Origin of the sequence: Paenibacillus sp. S28, assembly GCF_016624415.1 — a bacterium.
Taxonomy (GTDB): domain Bacteria; phylum Bacillota; class Bacilli; order Paenibacillales; family Paenibacillaceae; genus Paenibacillus_AQ; species Paenibacillus_AQ favisporus.
Genome location: NZ_JACVTM010000004.1, coordinates 174,364 through 196,333, shown reverse-complemented (window position 1 = coordinate 196,333; position 21,970 = coordinate 174,364). Strand labels below are relative to the sequence as shown.

The 21,970-nt window shown below is 50.3% G+C and carries 16 protein-coding genes; 1 reads left to right on the top strand and 15 read right to left on the bottom strand.

Annotation, left to right across the window (positions count from 1 at the left end; genetic code table 11):
• Positions 1–109 precede the first annotated feature (109 nt).
• From IAE55_RS12305 to IAE55_RS12235, 15 genes are all read right to left on the bottom strand, one after another.
• Positions 110–2,647: an NEW3 domain-containing protein gene (locus tag IAE55_RS12305; RefSeq protein WP_234489530.1), complete on the bottom strand. Its 2,538-nt coding sequence runs from the start codon at positions 2,645–2,647 to the stop codon at positions 110–112.
• A gap of 211 nt (positions 2,648–2,858) precedes the next feature.
• Positions 2,859–4,601, bottom strand: a complete 1,743-nt coding sequence (locus tag IAE55_RS12300; RefSeq protein WP_200632501.1) for an ABC transporter permease — start codon at positions 4,599–4,601, stop codon at positions 2,859–2,861.
• Positions 4,602–4,617: 16 nt separating this feature from the next.
• Positions 4,618–5,700: an ABC transporter ATP-binding protein gene (locus tag IAE55_RS12295; RefSeq protein ID WP_200632928.1), complete on the bottom strand. Its 1,083-nt coding sequence runs from the start codon at positions 5,698–5,700 to the stop codon at positions 4,618–4,620.
• 329 nt (positions 5,701–6,029) lie between these two features.
• The gene (locus tag IAE55_RS12290) at positions 6,030–7,109 is read right to left on the bottom strand and encodes an extracellular solute-binding protein (protein WP_183585929.1); all 1,080 of its coding nucleotides are present in this window, start codon (positions 7,107–7,109) and stop codon (positions 6,030–6,032) included.
• Positions 7,110–7,406: 297 nt separating this feature from the next.
• Positions 7,407–8,576, bottom strand: a complete 1,170-nt coding sequence (locus IAE55_RS12285; RefSeq protein ID WP_200632499.1) for an ROK family transcriptional regulator — start codon at positions 8,574–8,576, stop codon at positions 7,407–7,409.
• 530 nt (positions 8,577–9,106) lie between these two features.
• Complete coding sequence (locus IAE55_RS12280; RefSeq protein ID WP_200632497.1) at positions 9,107–11,620, bottom strand: Ig-like domain-containing protein; 2,514 nt, start codon at positions 11,618–11,620, stop codon at positions 9,107–9,109.
• A gap of 334 nt (positions 11,621–11,954) precedes the next feature.
• Positions 11,955–12,386, bottom strand: a complete 432-nt coding sequence (locus IAE55_RS12275; protein WP_200632490.1) for a universal stress protein — start codon at positions 12,384–12,386, stop codon at positions 11,955–11,957.
• A gap of 5 nt (positions 12,387–12,391) precedes the next feature.
• Complete coding sequence (locus tag IAE55_RS12270; protein ID WP_200632488.1) at positions 12,392–13,621, bottom strand: CynX/NimT family MFS transporter; 1,230 nt, start codon at positions 13,619–13,621, stop codon at positions 12,392–12,394.
• A 229-nt stretch (positions 13,622–13,850) separates the two neighbouring features.
• Positions 13,851–14,411: a helix-turn-helix domain-containing protein gene (locus tag IAE55_RS12265; RefSeq protein ID WP_200632486.1), complete on the bottom strand. Its 561-nt coding sequence runs from the start codon at positions 14,409–14,411 to the stop codon at positions 13,851–13,853.
• A 214-nt stretch (positions 14,412–14,625) separates the two neighbouring features.
• The gene (locus IAE55_RS12260) at positions 14,626–15,789 is read right to left on the bottom strand and encodes an epoxide hydrolase family protein (RefSeq protein ID WP_200632484.1); all 1,164 of its coding nucleotides are present in this window, start codon (positions 15,787–15,789) and stop codon (positions 14,626–14,628) included.
• A 177-nt stretch (positions 15,790–15,966) separates the two neighbouring features.
• The gene (locus IAE55_RS12255; protein WP_200632482.1) at positions 15,967–17,898 is read right to left on the bottom strand and encodes a fructose-1,6-bisphosphatase; all 1,932 of its coding nucleotides are present in this window, start codon (positions 17,896–17,898) and stop codon (positions 15,967–15,969) included.
• A 287-nt stretch (positions 17,899–18,185) separates the two neighbouring features.
• A complete protein-coding gene (locus IAE55_RS12250) occupies positions 18,186–19,076 on the bottom strand; it encodes an alpha/beta fold hydrolase (protein ID WP_200632926.1) in 891 nt (296 codons plus the stop codon).
• 32 nt (positions 19,077–19,108) lie between these two features.
• Positions 19,109–19,723 carry a DUF2239 family protein gene (locus IAE55_RS12245; RefSeq protein WP_200632480.1) on the bottom strand — a complete coding sequence of 205 codons (615 nt, stop codon included), beginning with the start codon at positions 19,721–19,723 and terminating at the stop codon, positions 19,109–19,111.
• Between the two features lie 169 nt (positions 19,724–19,892).
• Entirely contained in the window at positions 19,893–20,168 is a 276-nt protein-coding gene (locus IAE55_RS12240) for a hypothetical protein (RefSeq protein ID WP_200632478.1), read from the bottom strand.
• Between the two features lie 95 nt (positions 20,169–20,263).
• Positions 20,264–20,713, bottom strand: a complete 450-nt coding sequence (locus tag IAE55_RS12235) for a MerR family transcriptional regulator (protein ID WP_200632476.1) — start codon at positions 20,711–20,713, stop codon at positions 20,264–20,266.
• A gap of 173 nt (positions 20,714–20,886) precedes the next feature.
• Between IAE55_RS12235 and IAE55_RS12230 the strand changes: the two genes are divergently transcribed.
• Positions 20,887–21,738, top strand: coding sequence for an aldo/keto reductase (locus IAE55_RS12230; RefSeq protein ID WP_200632474.1), 852 nt, complete (start codon positions 20,887–20,889; stop codon positions 21,736–21,738).
• The last annotated feature ends 232 nt before the right edge of the window (positions 21,739–21,970 follow it).

Here is a 21,970-nt window from a genome sequence, read left to right as displayed (position 1 = left end):
TTATCCGTTTGAAAAATCCAGGGTCCGGCGCGAAGCCTATCGCTCCGCGCCATCCCCTTTCAAGCTAAATCCTTCAACGATTCATCCTACATTCCGGCCCGATCATCCATTACTTTTGGGGAGTGGTTCCGGTGGAAACCGTCCCTTCTTGCTTCAGGCTGATCATGTTCACGAACATGCGAATCGAGCCTGGAACAAGGCTAGGCATTTCGCGGTACCAGACAATGGAGCTGTACGTGTAATTCCCTTTCCCATAAGGGGCTGTGAGGAACGTGCCCGTAAACTCTTTCTCACCCGGGTCGCCGTTCGAGATCAGCTCCGTGTACTCCTTGCCCCATTCGGATGGGTTGTAAGCCGAACGGTCCTGAATCCAGTTCTCCCAGTCGGCCGATGTTATTTTATTCGGCGTGTTAAAGATCGGATGATCCGGCGCAAGCATCGTCACCTTGGAATTTTCGTCCGTGACGCGCCATTCGATCAGCGGCGCGCCAATCTTGATCGGATACGGAGCGAGATCCGGCGACCATTTGTCTTCCGGTTTGTGATACTGGACTACGAGGTTGCCGCCATTTTTGGCGTAATCGAGCAGACGCTGATTGCTAGGAATCAGTTCCGGCCGGAACGCATAGGCCCGAATGCCGAGCACAATCGTATCGTACTGCGACAGATCGCCGAACTGAATCGTTTTAGCATCCAGATTCGTCACATTGATGCCCACCTGGCGCAGCACCTGATCGATGTTATCAAACCCGCTGGACACATAGCCGACCTTCAATCCCTCCGGCACCTTCAGATCGAACGCTTGAATGGCCAGGTTGGCCGGCTTAACATAATAGGTTTTGCCGATATGCGGATACTGAATAACCTGTACCGTTCTGCTGCTGTCCAGCGTTCCATCGCTCGATACAGCAGACAAGCTGTAGCTTCCCGCCTTCACGCCCTCAGGCGCCTTGACCGTAAATTCAGCCGTCTTGGTTTCGTATTTGGCCGCGAAGCTCAATTCCTGCACCGCGGGCTCTACCGTCCATCCCTCCGGCGTTTTCAGCGAAACTTTCGTCTTCTCCGCGCCTGGCGCATAATTCGTCGCGGTCACCTTGACCGGTACAGCGTCTCCCGGTTTCAGCGTATTCAGAACCGCCGCTTCCGGACTTAGGGACAGCGCAACCGGCGGCAGCACGGCTACCGCATTATCCGGAACCGCATGCAGCGTTGCCGCCGTTCCGAACGCCTCATACCCGATATCCGCGGAAATCAGCGGAAGCGCATAAGGATTGAAGTCCTCCACCTGTTTCGGCACGGTAACCTCAAATTCGGTTTGGACCGTCTTGTTTTTGTCCAGCTTGGCGAAGGTCGCCGCTCCTGACGCTTTCGCATTCCAGCCTTCGGGAACATTCAGCTTCAGGCTGACCTTGCCGACATTCACGTCTCCGCCGTTAAAGGCCGTTACCGTCACCTTCGTCGTTTGCCCTGGAATAAGCTCTCCGGTCTCCGGCTTCACCTTGACGACGACGGAAGTCGCCTCCTGGCTGGCTTTATTGAGCTGTCTTTCCTTCACGTCCAAGCGATGCAGCAGATCATTTTTCGCCGATGAATCTAAAGATGATGACTTGACAAGCTCCACAGCGGTTTGAACGTCCGCTTTCATTTCGTGAACTTCGCGGGCGACTTCCGCAAATGCGGGATAAGCCGCAATCACTTCGTTGGCGTCCTTTTGCAGCGTGTTCAGCTGCTTGGCGACTTTGTTGTCCTTTCCTTTGACATCTATTTCTTTGGCCAGATCGTCGAACGTAAAGGCGATTCCGCCGAACAACGACGCAGCCGGCTTCTCGTCCGCCTTCTTGCCGTCCGCCGATGCCTGCAGTGTGTAATAGGCCGTTCCTTGGCCTTCGTCCACTTGTCTGCCCATGCCCTGGCTCTTATGCATATAGCGGGATTCTTCTCCGAGCTGGGCATAGGAAGCGCCGTACAGCTCATTGTATTCATTGACCGGCAAAGAGACATCGTATGCCTTATCCGTTGCTGGTACAAAAAGCTTCTTCGGCTGCCAAGGCTGCAGCCCTTCCTTCAGTTGCTCCGGGAACACCTGCGGGTTGCCCGCATCCTTGAAGGCACGTACGGTCAGCACGTTGATCGCGCGATGATGCCCGTGCGTCGAAGGCTCGTTCAGGAACGCCGGAATCAGCACATCCGGACGTTTCTCCCGGATTTGACGGATCAGACGTTCATAAGCGACGTCCTCGCCCCATTTTTCCAACGTTTCGTCAGGGCTTTTGGAGAATCCGAAGTCATAGATCGGATCGTCCAGCTTCTGGCTCAGGTTCGCCAGCGTCACATTCGTAATCTTCGACGCTTCCTGCAGCTCCCGCGTGCGGATGATTCCGAGAGCGTTGCCCAGCTCGCTGCCGATTTCATTCTGCCCGCCTTCCCCGCGGTTGGCGATGACACTGTATGTATCCACGCCGAGTCCGAGCGAAAGATACGCAAGTGTCGCACTGTGCTCATCATCCGGGTGAGCACCCGTATTCATCGCGCTGGCAATAGTGGTGAGGGGTTTGATGGCTTTCCATAAATCGACCACCCCCCTGTCAGCAGATGCCTTTCCAGGACCGGCCTGAAAAGCAAGCGTTCCTGCCATCACCAGGCTCATCGATGCCGCCATCCATTTTTTTGCCCTGCGTTTCTTACTCAGTTCACGTTGACTCAAGTTACTTCTCCTCCTTCAAGCGTGAGTGTTGGCCTGCATCGGCAAATGCCGCTGCCTGCCTGTATCATTATCGCAATCGGCTTGTATTGGACAGGTCGCCGCGTAATGAAAAAAAGGTGTTCTTTTACCGCTTCAGGTTCAGGAAAATGGATCGTCAAATCGCGGAGCCGGCATTGCCGCCGGTCAGCCTCCGGGAAACGTAAAGCACGAGAATAATCATGACGATTTGCAGCACGCCGTACGCGCAGGCGGTTCCGAATTCAAAGGCGTACATCCGCTGAAAAATCTCGACTGAGATCGGCGTCGTCTTGTTGGTATACAGCAGAATCGAGGCGACGAACTCGCCGATGCCTTCCACAAGCGCCAGCAGCGTGCCCGCCAGGATGCCGCTCAGCGCCATCGGAAACACGACGCGGCGGAAGGTGTACCACCAGGACGCCCCCAAATTTCGTGCCGCTTCCTCCACCGAGCGGTCGGTTTGCATCAGCGTGGACGAGGTCGAGCGGAAGATTAGCGGCAGATGCCGGACGAAATAAGCCAGCGGCAGGATCCAGAAGCTGCCGATCAGCACCTGTCCAAAGGAGAACGCATTAGGCTCGCTGAACGCCGTAATGAGGTTTACGGCCACGACCGTGCCCGGAAGCGCCCAAGGCAGCATGATCAGAATATCGAGCAGCGTCTTCCCTTTAAAGTTCATGCGCACGATGGCATAGGCGGCTGCGACGCCGAACAACAGGTTGCCGATCGTCGCCGCGATGCTGATTTTGAAGCTGTTGGCGATGGGACGCCATGTTTTGCTGTCGGTAAAGAGATCCTTGAAATGGTCCAGTGTATAAGACGGCGGCAGCACCTGGGTCGTCCACTTCCCGTCTTCGGAAAAAGCGAGCAGCACAATCACGAGAATCGGCAGCATCAGCTCGAGCACCCCGAGAAAAGACAGCACCATTGCGGTGTTTCTGCCCGCTTTGTTTTTCACCTCGGTCCGGTGAACGCTGACGCCTTTGCTCATGTTTTGATAGTTCCGCGCGCCTTGGTACCAACGCATCAGAATAAGAAACAGAATGGACACGACGGACAGCAGCGTCGATTGCGTCGCCGCCATATCCAAGTCGCCGTTGGTGCGGGACAGATAAATCTGCATCGTCATCGTCCGTTCAATGCCGAAGATGAGCGGCGCGGTGTACGACGCCATCGAGATCATAAAAACCAGCAGCGATGCCGCAACGATGGCCGGCGTCAGCATGGGCAGAATCACCCGCCGCCAGATGGTGAACCGGTTCGCCCCCAGATTCGATGCGGCCTCCTCAAGCGACGGATCAAGCCCCTTGATCGCCGAAGACGCCGTCATATAGAAATAGGTGTACATCGTAAACGTATGGACCACCAGCACGCCCCAAATCCCTTTCAGCGTAAAAGGCGGCTTGTCCAGATGAAGCAGATGCTGCAGCCCCCGCGGAATAATCCCGCTGGAACCGTACAAAAATTCAAAGGATAACACCCCGATCAATGGCGGCAGCGCCATCGGCACGAGGACAAGCACCGACAAGATCTTGCGCCCGGGGAACTCGTACCTTTCGAGCAGGAATGCCATGGCCACCCCCACGATGCCGCAGGTGATCACGCTGAGTACCGAAATGTATACGCTCGTCCACAGGGCCTCCAGATTCGCCGTATGTTCCAGGCTGAAGAAACGGGAGTAGTTTTGGAGCGAAAAGCCGCCGTCCAACTGCAAACTCTGCCGGAACGTCTGAAAGAACGGATAGATGACATATGCCAATAGGATAAGAAATAACGGCGCAATCAGCACATATACAAAATGCGGCGATCTCGTCAGCGAATTCCAGCGGCTGCTTGGGCGAATAGACGGCGGTGCCAATTGAGGCTGAGGTTTGTTCATCGCTTCGGGTCACCCCCTATTCCAAAAAATAAATGCTGTCCGGCGCCACGTTAAACAACACTTCCTCGTCCCGCTCCCTCATCCGGTGCCCCTGCCCGACAAACATCGCCTTCACGGACAACGGGCCAGCTTTCGCGATATAATTCACGCTGATCCCGGTGAACTCCGACAGCAGTACCTTCGCAGCCATCGTGTTGTTCTCGCCGCGTTCGGACGCAGCGGCCTCCCGGACCGCTTCCGGGCGTACCGACAATGTGACCTTCCGCCCCACCGCCAGCTTGCATTCGGGCGAGGCATTGTTGGCGAGGCCGGTCAGCCGCAAATCCGGTGCAAGCCGCACGTCCACCATACCGCCTTCCAACCGCTCCACTGTGCCTTCCCACAGATTGGACTCCCCGATAAACGAAGCGACGAAGCGGTTGACCGGACGGTTGTAAATTTCATGCGGCGTGCCGATCTGCTGCACGACGCCATCCTTCATAACCATGATCCGGTCCGACATGGACATCGCTTCCGATTGATCATGTGTGACGTAAATCGTGGTAATGCCCAGCTCCAGCTGAAGCCGCTTGATTTCCTGCCTTGTCTCTTCCCGCAGCTTCGCATCGAGGTTGGACAAGGGCTCATCGAGCAGGAGAATATTCGGTTCGATCACTAGTGCACGAGCGAGTGCAACCCGCTGCTGCTGCCCGCCGGACAGTTGATCGATGCGGCGCTGCCCGTAGCCGTCCAGATGTACCAGCTTTTGGGCGCGCGTGACCTTCTCGTTAATTTCAGCCTTCCCCTGTTTCCGGACTTGAAGACCGAAAGCGATATTCTCGAATACGGTCATGTGCGGAAATAAAGCGTAGTTTTGAAATACCATGCCCGTGTTGCGCTTATTGGGCGGCATGTTGGTGACATTATGCTCACCGAACAAGATTCGTCCGTCGCTGGGGTAATAGAAACCGGCGATCATGCGCAAAGTGGTCGTTTTGCCGCAGCCGCTCGGACCCAGAAAGGTAAAAAACTCGCCTGGATTGATATGTACGTCAACTTCCTCCACACCCTTGGCCCCACCGAATGTTTTGCTGACGCGGTCCAGCGTGACTCCGATCATCATTCGTCCTCCTTCAAGTCCATTCACGTATAGATGCAAGCTTAATTGCCTTCGTGCAACAAGTATTTTTCTTAACCATTCGAAAGGCAGACAACCTAGTAGATATATAAGTTCAAACATTGAAATGGATGATGGGGCAAGTACGTAAACTGTTCCTATGATCGCTCTTGTTTTCGGATTTCTTGATTGTATTGACCTTTAAGGTAGAAATCCGAAAGCCAAATGCGACCGCTCCGCTTCTTCGGAATCATTTTACTCCCTTGCCTGCATCGTATTCTTTGATTTAACTTATATGGTTGCAGAACTTTGCCCATCAAGCCGCAATCCCGTTATTTGCCGCCCTTGCCTTTGATATTCTCATCCCAATACTGCATCCATTCCTTCTCTTTATCCGCAAGAACCGTCCAATCCAGGTCCAGTGGCTTGGTATCGAGGTTTTTGTACCAGTCCGGGAACTGGCTTTTATCGATATCGGTCCGGGTTGGAATCTGGAACAGCTTGTCCGCCTTTTCCTTAAGCTGGCCTTCATCAAAAATAAAATCAAAGAACTTCTTCGCCGCGTCCAGATTTTTGGCACCCTTGATAATGCCGACACCATCCACCAGAATCGGTGCACCGCTGGTCGGATAGATGTAGTCAAACGGCTGCTTCTGCAGCTCCTTCTGGATCAGAATGTCCTGCAGGTTCCACAGCGACAGCTTTCCTTCCTGACGGGCCAGCTTCAAGTACAATTGGGTCGGGTCCTGCGTATACTCTTTCGTGTTGGCATCGAGCTTTTTCAGCCACTCGTAGCCTTTTTCCGGATTCGCGGGATCTTGGCGGTATATCATGGCATCATAGATCGTTCTCATCGTGCCGGACGCCATGACGCCGCGGATCAGAATTTGATCCTTCCATTTCGGATCGAGCAAATCATCCCAATCCTTCGGCGCATCCTCTTTCTTCACTGCCTCGGAGTTGTACATGATGACCTCGGGCAGCAGCATCTCCCCGTACCAGCGGTCCTGCTCGTCTTTGTATTCGGCCGGAATGCTGTCCGCATAGCTCGGCTTATACGATTCCAGCAGCCCTTCATTCGCCGCCGTGATAAAAGAGGACTGCGTGCCGCCCCACCAGAAGTCAGCCTGCGGGTTGGCCTTCTCGCCGCGCACCCGCTCCATGATCTGCTGGGCGCCCATCGTCATCACTTCGACGTCGATATCCGGGTTCAGCTCCTCGAACTTCGGCAGAATCTGCTCAACGACGTTTTTGTCGCGGGCGGTGTAGATGACCAGCTTCTGTGATCCTTTGTCCCCGCTGGCTTCACCAGAGGCTGCCTGTTCCTTGTCTCCGCCGCCGCAAGCGGTCAGACCAACCGTCATTGTCAGAGCGATGGACATCATGCCGAGCTTGAACCATTTCTTTGCCATTGGTAATCCCCCTAATTTTAGGCTCAACATTGAAATGATTAGTTCTTAGTATGGTGCAGGGTGGCCGCTGCGGTTCCGGATCGTTCTTCCGATCGCTGTTGTTCCCAAATTTCTTGATTCACCTTCCCAGCAAGGTAGAAATTCGGTCACAGCTATGCTTCCGGAGCCAGCTTTCCTTCGGAAAGCTTTTAGGCGACCGCTGCCGCTTCTCCAGATCGATTCCGGCCCCTCCGCTACTCTGCTCATGATTAAGTACTAAATTAGGATGTTGAGCTAATTTATAATTCAAAATGTTAACTACCTGGAAGCGAACGAATGCGCTTCAAGCACGCTGTGCACCGCACCCATGAGCCCCGCGCGCTCTCGCAGCGCCGCCAAGCGGATTTCCGGCATCACCGGCACCCAATCCAGCAGCAGCTCGCGGATCCGGTTCAGTCCGGCTTCGTTCAAATGGACCATCTCGCCGCTCAAGACCAACATCTCGGGATCGAGCACGCTGACCGTATTGGCGATTCCCGAAGCCCAGCCGTGATACACGTCATTCAGCAGTCCCTCCGCCTGCGAGCTGCCTTCCTCGCTCAGCTGGATTAACTGCCGGAGAATGCTCGTCTCTGCGTCGACCTCAAGCCCAAGCGCCTTCGCTTTACTGTGTATGCCGTTCACCGAGAAATTTTTCTCGAACACACCGAATTCGCCTTTGCGTCTTCCCGGCGAGTCACCGATCCGCATATACCCGATTTCTCCGGAGGCCTCCTTGCTTCCGCGGTACAGTTGCTTGTCAAGGATAATGCCGGCGCCGATCCCGGTTCCGACGTACATATACACCAGGCTGGATACGCCAGACCCGGCCCCGCCGAAAAATTCGCCCTGCGTCATCATGTTGACGTCATTATCCAGCACCACCGGCAGCTGAAGGCGCTCTTCAATCTCCTTGCCTACGGGGAGGTCCATCCAGCCCGTGCTTGGAGCGTGGCTGACGGTGCCGCTTCGGCGCTGCGTAATGCCCGGAAGCCCAACGCCGATTCCGATCACCCGGCCCCGGTCCGTCCCGCTCGCATCCAGCAGACGCTCCAGCGTCTCTTCCAGCGCCTGAAGCGCGGATTCCCCATCCACCGGCTTCTTCAAACGGGTATGCATTTGGGCGATCAGCTCGCCCTTCATATCGGCTACCGCCATTTCAAGCTCGCTGCCTTCAAACACGGCGCCTACGACCGCATACGCCTGCACATTGTATTCCAACAGGATCGGCCTGCGCCCCCCTCTGGATTCTCCTGTACCCACCTCACGAATGAGCCCTTCATGAATCATCTCTTCCACCAAGGCCGAGACACAAGGACGGCTAAGCTTCGTTTTTACTGCCAGTTCGGCTCGTGACAAGCGGGGCTCCTGCCGGAGCTGATGCAATATGCCTTCCCGGTTCATCTGCTTGACGAATTTGGCGTTCCCGGTTTTCCCCCTACCGATCACGATGTCATCCACCACCTTACTTTGTTAAAATAACTAACAAATCCAAATTTAGGCTCAAGTATATGAATGCGCTTTTAATCAGTCAATGCAGTTTCCCGAAAATGAGGAATCATGCCTAGTCGTCGAAAAAACTCGAAACTCATGCTCACCTACTCCTCTTTCCAAACGTACAAATTCTCGCCTGCCCCGAAATGATGCGCCTTTTCCAGTCTCCACCATCTGTGGAATATCCCTTTTCTTAGGATCGAATCAGAGTTAAACCGTTTTTGTGGGATATGACTTTCTTCCCGCACCCTTTTTTCCTATGTTGAAATTAAATTCCCACTAAATAACGAGAATAAGCCGGGCGAAAATCAGGCGTAAATACCTGGGTATCGACCGGCTCCTCTTCGGGTAACTCTTACAAACTTTTATCACGAATACCTTCTGATAGAAAATCATTTTTCAAATCGTCACAAAAAAAGGCCCCCAGCGTTTTATGCCAGAAGCCTTCTTTATGACATCAATCGTTCATAGGGTTAAAATTTCATCTACCCTCGAAGTGCAAACATATTCAGCAGGACCGTCACAGCCTCAGCTCTTGTAGCAGCTTCTTGGGGAGCGAATCGGTTGCCGTCTTTCCCAAGCATAACTCCGTTTTGTTTCAGAAATTCGGCGCTGCCTTTGGCCCAATCTGGAATTTCGCTGTCATCCGCGAACCCTGCTTCCGGAGTGTCCTTGCTGATCTGGCCCACAACATTGGTAATGGTGACGGCTATCTCCGCGCGGGTGATTTCTGCTTTGGGACGGAAAGTACCGTTTTCGTATTCTTTCATCATGCCTAGCTGCACCACTTGTGCGACCGCATGGTGTGCCCAGGCACCGATACTGGCTGAATCGATAAAGGTCAGCTCAGCTCCTGGCTTTTTGAGGCCTAGCGTATTTATGAGCATTACTGCGAACTCTGCGCGGGTGACCGTCTTGCCCGGTTTAAACGTGCCGTCAGGATAACCGGTGACGATTCCGGTGCTTGCCGCCTGCTTGATGCTGGCTTCTGCCCAGTGTCCGGAGATATCGGCAAATTCCGCCGGGTTGCTGATGACGGTTAACCCGGTTACCTGATCAATGGCGAGTACTGCAAACTTTGTGAAGTGATCGACAGTAACAGCAATGCGGTTTTCCTGTACCCTGCCGGCCGGAACCATGATCCAAATTTTCTTCGCTTCATCATAATAAAAAACAGCCGCCGTTTGATTGCTTTTCAAACTTGCCGGGTCAAATGCAAAAGTTAATGTTATCGGTTTATCGAAGTATGCCGGTACATTTTTTGAAAGCTCAAATACCGGGCTAAGGAAAACTTCATGATGAGTTATAAATTGATGCGTGTCCGGTACTTTTTGGATCGCTAATTTCAGCTCTTGCTTTGTCGCACATGCTGGAACAGAGATCGTGATGGCATCTCCTAATCGAACCTCTCCGGCTTTACCTGGAGGAAGGATTAATTGACCATCCGTAGAGATTATTTTGTTATGGCTCGGGATTACCGGTGTTGTTGAACAGCCGCTGCTTACACTGCCACTGCCACCGTTTCTGCCGCTACCACTGCTACCATTGTCGCTGCTCCCGCCCTCATTTGTCTCGCGATTAGCACGTGTCACGGAGATCGTGTAGGTCTTGGTCGAAAGATCCTCAGCTAATACAACCACTTTAATGGGGTTTACACCTACGTTTAATGAAATATCCTGACTTGGTTGCCCGCTGGCTACCGGACTTCCGTTCACGGTCATCGTGGCGCTGTTATCCTTCATTGTCGCGTTTACTTTTATGCTGGATACAGCATAAGGAACATTGGCGGTATAGCTTGTCGTTTCGGGTACAAAAGCAGGGCTTAATGTGCCGCTCGATATGGTCAAATGGCTCAATGCCGCAGATGGCAGCACCGTATCGACAGTATAGGGATTGGATTTTGTCACTCCCTCCCCCAATGAATTGCCTGCCGCATTATGCACCATGCCGTTGTCGAGCGTAACGAAATTATCAGCCGCATTAACGTTGGCGTTAGGCGTCAGCGTAACGTTCCAAGTCGTTCTCCCGTCCACCGAAATGAGATTGCTTAGTGTCCCGTTACTCGCCGTCAGGCTGGATAAGTTGAAGTCTGGCACCGCCTCCGAGAAAGTGATGGTCACAAGTGAAGTTTCGCCTGTCTTTAGCTCATTGTCGGCAACCACAATGGTGACCGTTGGGCGTACAGTATCAATCTCGTAGTTGGCGGAATTGATAGTTCCTTCACCCGCATTGCCGGCGAGATCCTTCACTCTTGTATTATCTAGCGTGATGATATTGGTGTTATCCTGTATACCCGAAGCCGGCGTCAGGGTCGCCGCCCACGTCTTGCCGCCGTCACTCGAACTGAGGTTACTTAATGTGCCATTAGCCACCGTCAGGTCAGATAAGTCGAAACCCGTTACTGCTTCCGAGAACGTAAACGTCACGGTTGTAGTCTGGCCGGCCATCAGTTTGGAATTGGCAATCGCAATCGTGGCCGTTGGCCGCTCTGTATCAATCTCGTAGTTATTCGAATCGATAGTTCCTGTTCCTTTGAGTCCTCCGGCATAAGTTACCCCTGCTAAGTTAAGCGTTATGACGTTATTCTTGGCATTGATGATCGCAGTGGGCGTCAGGGTCGCCGTGTACGTGATGTTGTCTGAAGTGCCGAGGCCACTTAAAGTGCCGTTCTGCGGAGTCATGTCGGACAGATCGAAACCGGTCACTGCTTCCGAAAATGTGATCGTTACCGTTGTTGAAGTCTGATCGATCCCCAGCTTATCATCGTCCACCACAACGGTAGCCTTTAGCGGTTCCGTGTCAGATTCGCTCGTTCCCTGAGAGGGGGATTCGGCTAAACTAGCCGCTTCGTCGCTGGGTGGTGTGTTCGCGTTCCCCGCCATCTGGGCAGCAGTTACCTCATCACTGGCGGAAGCTTTATTGATTGTTGTTAAAGGAAGTGCGCCCGCAATAATGATCAAACACAGAAATAACCTCCATATTTTTTTCACATGGTACACATAAACCTCTCCTTGTTTTTCGATTCATCTATCAAACTGTTATTTTATTCCTTCTATATCACTCTCCATTATAGGTTTAGGCAACGAATCTAACAATCTACTTACCTGGAATCTAAAAAATAATATTTTGATAGAATCGCCTCGGGCAGTCCCATGACTGCACCAAAAAAGCCAAGAAGGTGATGTTCACCCTCTTGGCTTTTCCCATATCCCCTGCTGACAGATGACATTAACCGACGTTTCATAACCAATGGCTTCATAAGAGCTACTTGCCCTTCGGGTTGCAAGAGCAATCCATTTGGTGTCACGTTTCTTCCCTGCATCTTCAATTGAGTTAATGCATAATGAGGACTGGACAATTGGATAGCTGTGAAACCTTATGGCTGACGCTTCCAAGCATCATTTCTTTGATGCCCCTTAGACCACGGCTTCCGATAATAATAAGTTGCTGCTCGGTATCCCTTGCATAATTTAATATTTCATGTGCAGGATCACCCTTAAGATGAACGGTTTCCGGGTTAATCCCCGCAGATTTCAATTTAGATTTGGCTTGCTGCAGCTGTTCCAAACCTGCTTTCTCCATTTCGTTCAATATTTCTTCCAAGAAATTTTCTGGTACATATGTCATGCCATTCGACACATATTCCTGGCTGACATGAACCAAGGTAACTTGCGTTTGTTTGTTTTGGGCTATTTCAACGGTTGCATCAAGGAGCTTGTTCGTTATTTCAGCTTGATCAATGGCCACCATCATTTTGTCAAACATTCTAATCATCCTTTCCGTGGCATCTCGTAACGATTTCGGCTACCTACATAACGGTTTTTTGCTGCGCCTAAACCGACTAAAAGGAGTAAGACCGAAGCGCCAAGCAGAATGAAAAGCGGCAGGTTCCAACTATTTGTCGTATCATGCAGATATCCGATAAGGGCAGGACCGATTGCGGCAAGCAGATATCCGATCGATTGTGCCATGCCGGACAGTTCCGCTGCCTGATGCGCATTTTCAGTACGTAACCCGAAAAACATCATGGACAAACTAAAGGCGAAGCCTCCACCAATTCCGAGTAAGATGATCCACAACAGAATGATATCGGAGCTACCGTAAAGGATCCCGAGCGTTCCCGTCAAAAGCAAAATGGTTGTGATGACTACTAACAAACGTTGGCTAGACATGCGCCCAGCAATAACGGGGACAATAAAGGTAAATGGAAGCATAGCCAACTGCATGATCGAGAGGTACCATCCGGATTGGCTGGAGTCAATTCCTTGCTGCTTTAAAATTTCAGGCAACCATGCGATCAACACATAGAAAACCATGGACTGTATCCCCATAAACAAGGTTACTTGCCAGGCAAGCGGGGATCTCCAAACATTCACCTCGTTGCCGGCCACCTGTTGACTCGTCGTGGCAGTTTGCTTCGTTTGATTTCTTAATTGGGGTAACCAACAGAGGACCGAAACAAAGCTTAGCATCCCCCATATTCCCAATGCTCCCTGCCATTTTAGACCTGCGTTCACGGCTACCGGTACACTGATTCCCGATGCGATTGCTCCACATAAACTCATTGAAATGGAGTAAACACCTGTCATGGAGCCAATTTTATTCGGGAAATCCCTTTTGATTATACTTGGCAATAATACATTACACACGGCAATGGCGAATCCAAGAATGGCTGTTCCAATAAACAGATCAACTGCGCCAGACAAAGAACGTATTACAATACCAACTGTCAGGAAGATGAGGGCCATCAAAATGATACGTTCAACCCCATATTTTCGTCCTAATTTCGGTACTAGAGGAGATAATAAAGCAAACGCAAGCAAGGGTACCGTTGTGATCAGGCCCGCTAATGTATTTGAAATATGAACGTCATCCCTTATGAGACTCACTAAAGGACCGACAGAGGTTAAGGGAGTACGTAAATTAGCTGCAATAACAATAATGCCGAGAATGATCAGCCCTATAGAGGATGGTACCCCTTTTATATTTTGTTTCGGCATTCTTCAATTCTCCTTCCTGAATTCATGCCTATGATTTGTTTCCTATCGATTGAAAAAAATGAAAAAACGATGCAATAACATTCGCGCGAACAACAAAAGTATATTATAGTATACTATTTTTAACAAGAAGTATTTTATAGTAAATCAAAGCTCATCTAAAAACAAAAATACAACTCTGAATCCCATCATGGAATTCGGAGTTGTATTTAATAAGAGGAATTTTCGATTTTTAGAAACCATACTTTAAGGATATATGGAGTACGGTTTCACTATTCGTATGATTCGTATAAGAGTGAGCATAATCTGCACGAAAACTCATCGTATCGTATTGATTCAATGTGTAAGTCTCTCCGTTGACTTGTATTTCAATGGAACCCGTCATGACTGTCGCAATTTCCGTTGTATTCACATGATGACCTTCAGGGTAATACGAGCTATTTGGCTGTAAGTATGCCCGACACATTTCAATATCGTTGCTTTTAAAAACAGGTTCAATGATCCAATTTTTTTGACCATTAGAAAATCGCAGTCCTTCCCCAGCTCGATACAAACTAACAGGTTCTTCTGATTTGAACAAAGCCAATAGCGGTAAAGATATGCCTTTTGAAATTTTCCATATCATCCCCAAAGTTGGATTTGTCTCGCCACGTTCGATATTCCCCAGAGTAAGTTTGCTGACGCCCGTTAACTCCGCTAAGTCGTCTAAGCTCATATTTTTTTCTTTTCTGTACTTTTTCAAGGCACCGCCGATTTGTAATACAATTTGTTTTGAATCATCGATTTCTTCCATTTGATATTCACCTCAATAAAAAACAGTTATAGTGATATAGATCTATGACATTCATTTCTTTAGTTCATTCTATACAGTATATTGTTTATCTGGATTCTTTTCCATACGGCTAACTGGAGCAGCCCAAGCTGTTTGCCGAGCAGCTGAATGTCGTTTGATGAAAAAGCCAAGAAGGCGATCATCCCCCTCTTGGCTTTTTCCCATATCCCTGATATCAGCGGTATCGGCTGAAAAATGACCGGATGTCGGGAATCAGAAGATCCGGCGCATCCATAGCCGCAAAGTGGGTGCCGCGCTCAAACTCCGACCACTGCACAATATTGGTATTGTCGCGTTCGGCAAACCGTTTTATCGATTTGAAATCATCTCCGAACACGGCCACTCCTGTCGGAGTCGTATTCGGTCCTTGCGGCTCCTGCTGCTGATGCGCGTTCTCGTAATATAACCGGGCGGACGATTCCGCCGTATTGGTCAACCAGTACAGAGTGACATTCGTCAGGAGTGCATCCTTGTCAATAAAATCCACATGATCGCCGAATCCGTTAAATAACTCCGCTATCCAAGAGAGCTGACCTGCCGGCGAATCCGCAAGCCCATAGGAGAGCGTCTGTGGCCGGGTGGATTGGATCGAATTAAAGCCCGCCCGTTCATGAAAGTTCGCCAGAAATTGAAGCCGCTTCTGATCATCTTCCGATAAACCCGCCATCTCGGCAGGATCTCCAGAAGGGAAGGAAAATAACTGCAGCACGTGTATGCCGCGAAGACCTTCCGGCTTTTGTATACCAAGCTCTCTGGACACGAGTGCACCACAGTCGCTGCCGTGTGCTCCGTACTCGGTATATCCCAAACGCTTCATTAACGTATCCCACGCCCTTGCAATGCGGGCAATATTCCAACCGGAGCCGAGCGTCGGACCCGAGAAGCCGAATCCGGGAACGGAAGGGATGACGAGATGGAATGCGTTCGCCGGATCGCCGCCGTGGCTGCGCGGATCGCTTAGCGGTCCGATCAATTCCAGGAATTCGACAATCGAGCTGGGCCAAGCGTGGGTAAGCAGTAAAGGAAATGCATCTGGCTCCGGTGAGCGAACATGCATGAAATGGATCTGGGCTCCATCGATCGTCGATGTAAACTGCGGATACTCATTCAATTGCGCCTCATATTTCCGCCAATCGTACTCATTCTGCCAGTAGGACGCCAACTCTTTGATGTACTCGAGCGAAACGCCGTATTTCCAGCCGGCCCCATTCATCGTTTCAGGCCACCGCGTCCGGGATAAACGATACCGAAGATCATCAAGATCATCCTGTGGCACGGCGATATGGAAAGGATGGATCGCTTCACTTACCTCGTAACAATTCGGGTTAACTGTGGTCATTTTATTTTCCTCCTCGAATGGGTTGGCGTTTGTGTTGCTTACATTATTAATATTAGACCACCTACCTTGACAGCATTATGTCAGGGTGAAGCAGGAGGCAAAACATTTTCAAAAATAGAAAAGCCGCCCTCGGGCGGCCCATTAATATTTAGCAGTCGGTTCGTTTTAGCAGCAATTTCATTTCATATAGCGATATTCCAGGAGATTCTTCAAATTGGATATTTTCTGCTGCAGCTTCTCCCCGACATTGGTTTCCCTCACCAGCTTCCGCTCCAGTTCTTTGTCCACCAGTCTTTTTACAGACAATACGTCCGTTCCGTTACATAACACATCTTCTCTGGAATTGAATTTCTGATGGGCGACAAGCTGCATGCCAAAAGAATTATACAGCAAAGTATACCCGGCAATGCCCGTTGTAGACTGATAAGCTTTGGAAAATCCGCCGTCGATGACGACCATTTTCCCGCCTGCTTTAACCGGGTTCTCTCCACGAATTTCTCTAACTGGCGTGTGCCCGTTAATGATATGTCCATGATCCGGATTCAGTCCGAAATCCAATAGGATTTTCCGGCAAATCTCCTCATGTTCACGTAAATGGTAATAAGGGTTCTTTCTCTCCTTATGGGTTTCTTTATCTTGGATAAAGTAGCGTTCAAAGGTGGTCATTTCTCTTTTTCCAAAGAGCGAGGAGCATTCCCCTGACCAGATGTACCATACCATATCCGTAGCCAGATCGTCCGTCTCTTCCGGATGCGCAAAGGCGTAACGTAAATAATATTCAAAAACATCGAGCAGCTGACGGCCTGAATACAGTTGGTCTTCGATCTGCATTTCTTCCATGTTTCCTTCTTCGTCCAGAGGAATACAGCCGTGGATTAACAAATTCCCGTTGTATTTTAAATAAAGGCTGCCCTTTTTCATCAGAAAATTCATATGTCTCGCCAGCTTTTCGGAATGCTGAACGGAGAACAGCAGCTTCTCCAGCACCTGCTGCTCTTCCTCTAACAATTGTTCAGGCTGCTCCGGGTTTACGGTAGCGAAACAGGTGTTTTCCAGAGGGTAAGTTTTCCCGCCAATGTTAATTTCATTCTTCTCGTAATCGATCTTCTCCAGCAAAAGCCTCTCAGACATATTAAAGTAAGGGCGTCTCTTAATAATCGGGATTTCAAGCTTAAACTGGATCATGGCAATGGCTTGATGAATTTTGGTAATCTGCAGAATTTCCGACTCCGATACGTTGTGGCCCGCTTGCAGCTTCGGTCTGAAGGCCGGATTGTCATCATAGTACTTTTCCGCCAAATTCAGCAGTGGGCGAAGATTGATCCCGTATACGTCCTCGATGATGTCCAGATTGTCGTATCTGGCGCAGATCCGGATAATATTCGCAAGGCAGACCAGGGAACCCGAATAGGCGCCGATCCATAAGGCATCATGGTTCCCCCACTGGATGTCTACTGAATGGTAGTTGATCAGGGTGTCCATAATTTTATCCGGTTCCGGCCCGCGGTCATAAATATCTCCGACCACATGAAGATGGTCAACCACCAGGCGCTGGGTCGTATAAGCAAGGCCGATAATGAGCTTGTCCGCCTGCCCCAAGGAGATAATTTGCCGGTATATTTCCTCATAATAAGGATCCTTATTGTGGGTCAAATCCGTTTTGTACAGAAGCTCTTCGACAATATATACAAACCGCTCCGGCAGAGCTTTACGCAATTTCGAGCGCGTGTATTTGGAAGAAGCATAAGAAATGAGCTTAAGCATGTGTTCAATCGTTTGTCGATACCACCGGTTCAAGGCTTGTTTATTGCACAGGTCTCCTTTAACCAGCTGTATTTTTTCTTCCGGATAATATACTAACGCCGCAAAATCACTGATTTCTTGATCCGTCCATTCCTCACGAAACAAATCTTTGATTTTCTCTTTGACGGTACCCGAACCGTTTCTGAGCACATGCTGAAAAGCCTGGAACTCTCCATGCAAATCACTGACAAAATGCTCGGTTCCTTTGGGGAGGTTGGAGATCGCTTCAAGGTTGATGATCTCGGTGATCACTTTTTCTTCCGTATCATATTGCTGGGCCAATAAATCTAGAAACTGCGCATCCAAAACAGATGTCCCCCTTCAAGGAAAGATGGTGATGTATAAGTTTTTTAAGCTAGTGGCGTACCGTTATGCTTAGTGTAGACAATAAAAGGAAAAACATGACGTTTCCTTGTTCCCTTGGTATTATGCTAACAGCTTCGCCTTTGGTGAATCAAATTTGCATTAAAAAGAAATAGACCGCCCCCTGCAAAGGTTTACGGTCTATCTCTTGTGATCAGCACTGCGTCCCTGAGCCTGCACAGCCCTCTGGGCACCGCCGACTCCGGTTGGTCGCTCTTCAGAAACGCGTGTCAATTGCGGCGAGCCGTCCGCTCTATGCCATCAGCGATTTCTTCGTACAGTTGATGCGGCAAGTCGTGTCCCATGCCGTCAACCAACATGAGTTCGGCGCCAGGGATGGCCGAAGCCGTATCCTCGCCACACGCCGGCACGAACATGGGATCGTCCACCCCATGAATGACAAGTGCGGGTGCTTTGATCGTTGCCAGCCGCGGACGACGGTCACCGGAGACAGCGATCGCAGCAATTTGTCGTCCGACACTGCCTGGATCGTAGGCTCGCCGGACTTCCTCCAGAATAAGCGCCCGATAAGCGTCCTCTTCAAACGGATAGCCTGTGCCGGCAATGCGTTTGGCAAAAGAGAGGCTGTGCGCCAAAAATCCTGCTTCATCCTCAAAGGGGTTCGGCGCCGGTTGAGTCATCATCGCCATGACATCCGGGGAAGTTGGCGGAAGGGCGGGATTACCGGAACTGGACATGATGGAAGTGAGTGATAAAACCCGTTCAGGGTACTCACTGGCAGCAACCTGGGCGATCATTCCGCCCATCGACCGACCAACGAAATGGGCCCGGTCAATGGAAAGGGCGTCGAGCAGTCCGACAGCGTCGTTGGCCATGTCGTCGAGAGTGTAAGGGATGTCCGGCCGCCGTCCCGACATGAGAGCAGCCGCCAGCGCGTCAAAATCCAGCGTCTGGTAATGGCTAAAGTGTGTCGAGCAACCAACGTCGCGATTGTCAAAGCGGATCACGCGAAAGCCCCGTGCTGCCAATAGTTCACAAAACGGAACCGTCCACCGGATCATCTGGGTTCCAAGCCCGGCGATTAAGATGATCGCCTCGTCATTTTCGTTGCCAAAACTGTCATAGGCCAAATCAATGCCATTGACTGTCAAAGTGTTCATCATCATGTTCTCCTCCATCCACATGCTTTCATTCAGAAGCTCTCTTCAGGGAATGCATTAGCGGATAATTTTTTGATATGGTCTCTGATATCAGGTGCCCAGTCATCGATAAAGTGGTAAAAACGATCCACATCACCAGCATACATTGCCCGCAGAGCTTCCTCGTAATGATGAAAGTTCCCGGCCATGGCTGTCATAAAGTGATATGCCGCTTCTTGGGACTCTCGTCTTTTGCTCTGTTCTCCGCCAGCATGGCGAGCCTCATCAATGAGTTTTCGTAATGTTACCGAAGCCCCTCCAGGTTGACTCTTGAGCCATTCCCAATGCCGCGGCAATAACGTAACCTCACCGGATACAACCCCCAGCTTGGGTCGACCGACCCGCCGTGCAGGCTGATGATCCACTTCCGTATCGGGAGGCAGGTCACCGAACTGTTCTCCTAATCGATTGAGCACGTCGTCTGTCTTCCCGCGAAAATCAACATCGATTTGCTTCCCCGAGGTATCGTCAAATATAAGCAGCTGTGTGAGGTCCCTGTCATCCAGAGTATCCTTTACCGTAGAAACAACGTGCTGTAGCGAACCACTGGCGACGACTCTCACTCCCAAAAATGCCGTGCAGTAAAGTCGCGTTAGGTCATTTCCCATGCCTGTATCTCCTTCTCTGATTTCTCCACTAATTATACCCGGGTAAAAATAGATAAGTCAATATTACCCGGGTAAAATAAATTTTGCCGCTCGCCCTGGTCGTATATCCAAACACGAAGAAGCCAAGAAAGGTCAAACTCCCTTCTTGGCTTTATCCATTTTTTAAGCATTATCTGGTTTCAGATTTCAACTTATCAATATATTCTTTACCTTCTAACAGGGAAAGGCCTAAAGTTTCTCTTGCTTTTTTAATGGCTTTTACGTCTTCACCCTCTTTTATCAACAGACGAAGTTCATCATTTATTGGATGTTCAGGCAGTCCCGATTGTTGGGTTAACTGGTTTATGGTATATTGCATTCCTTTTATGCGACCTTCTAATTTACTCACCTTAGCCCATAAATTTATGATGATCAGGAGAGATATGATGATTAGAATGTATTCCACTTCCTAAATTAAACCTCCAAACTTTATGGTTTATTTGTAGAACTGACAACGTTTTGCCCCTCCGCTAAAGTCTTTGACCCGCTCACGAATATCTCTTACGCCTTCCGAACCGAAGGAGAGTAGAATACGTCGCCATGCATATGGTGAATGTTGTCCCAGTTGCCCGGATTGGTCGTGTCTGGAGAGCAGTGCTCCAAAATGGCCTGATAGAGTTCCGTTTTTTGTTCCAAATGGGCAATGTGCCGCTGGGCTTCTTCGAGCTTAACACGCGCGGCTTCTTTATGTTCCATGATGAGTTTGTAGCGCTGCGGAATAGACGAGTCCCCTTCGAGACAGAGATCGATGTACGTTTTGATGACTTCAATCGGCATCCCGGATTGCTTAAGGCATTTGACGCCAAGCAGCCAGTTGATCGATTCTTCGTCGAACATCCGGATGTTATTTTTATCGCGCTGTACGCTCGGCACTAGGCCTTTATCCGTGTAAAAGCGCACAGCGTGCTCGGTAAGTCCCGTGATCAAGGCGGCTTCTTTGACCGTATGCATGGTAATCCCCCTTGGAAAATAAATTTTTGATAGAGGCTTGCCTTCGTGTTACACGAAGGTAGTAGGCTTATTGTAAAGCAAACCGGCCGTAAGCGGAAGCCCCGCTGAGGTGCCCGATTCCAGGGATTCGCGGCCGTTTGCCGTTTTACACTTAAACCATGGGAGGAATTACAATGCAAACCGTGACTTTAAATAACGGAGTACAAATGCCGATCATCGGCTTCGGTGTCTATCAAATTCCCGATGCAGAAGAATGCGAGAATGCGGTATATGAAGCGCTGATGGCCGGTTACCGCCTGATCGATACCGCCGCCGGTTACTTGAATGAGGAAGCTGTCGGACGCGCGATCAAGCGCAGCGGCGTACCGCGTGAGAAGCTGTTCATCACGACCAAGCTCTGGGTTCAGGATGCCAACTACGAGAGCGCCAAGCTGGCGTTTGCCAAATCCTTGAGGAAGCTGCAGCTCGACTATCTCGATCTGTACCTGATTCACCAGCCTTTTGGCGATTATTACGGCGCTTGGCGTGCGATGGAAGACCTGTACCGCGAGGGCAAAATCAAAGCGATCGGGGTCAGCAACTTCCAGCCCGATCGTCTAATGGACCTTATCGTGCATAACGAAATCGTGCCCGCCGTCAACCAGGTCGAAACGCACCCGTTCTACCAGCAAATCGAGAACGCCGCTTTTATGAAAGAGCAGGGAGTGCAGCACCAGTCATGGGGGCCGTTCGCTGAAGGACGCAACAACTTGTTCGGCAACGAAGTGCTAGCCTCGATCGCGGAAAAACACAATAAGTCCGTCGCCCAGGTCGTGCTGCGCTGGCTTGTTCAGCGTGAAGTCGTTGCCATTCCCAAATCGGTGCGCAAGGAACGGATCGTCGAGAACTTCGACATTTTCGATTTTGAGCTGAGCGCGGACGATATCGAACAAATTTCCACCCTCGATACACGGGAAAGTCTTTTCTTATCCTACCACGATCCGGAAGTCGCCAAGATGATGGGCAACTGGGTAGTCGATCTGTAAACCTTTTTTCAAGGCCCCCTCTACCGCCACTACACCACAAAAGCCAAGAAGGTGATGTTCACCCTCTTGGCTTTTCCCATTCCTCTTACGGACTCCCAGTCAATTGTCAAATCAACCTGCTGCTCAAGTATTCAGTGATTGATCAATTTCCACAAAAATTATTTTTGCCTTAAAGGGGGAGTACCCCATGCCTTTCAAGCTAAGGAAAATACTACACCCACAACGATGTAAA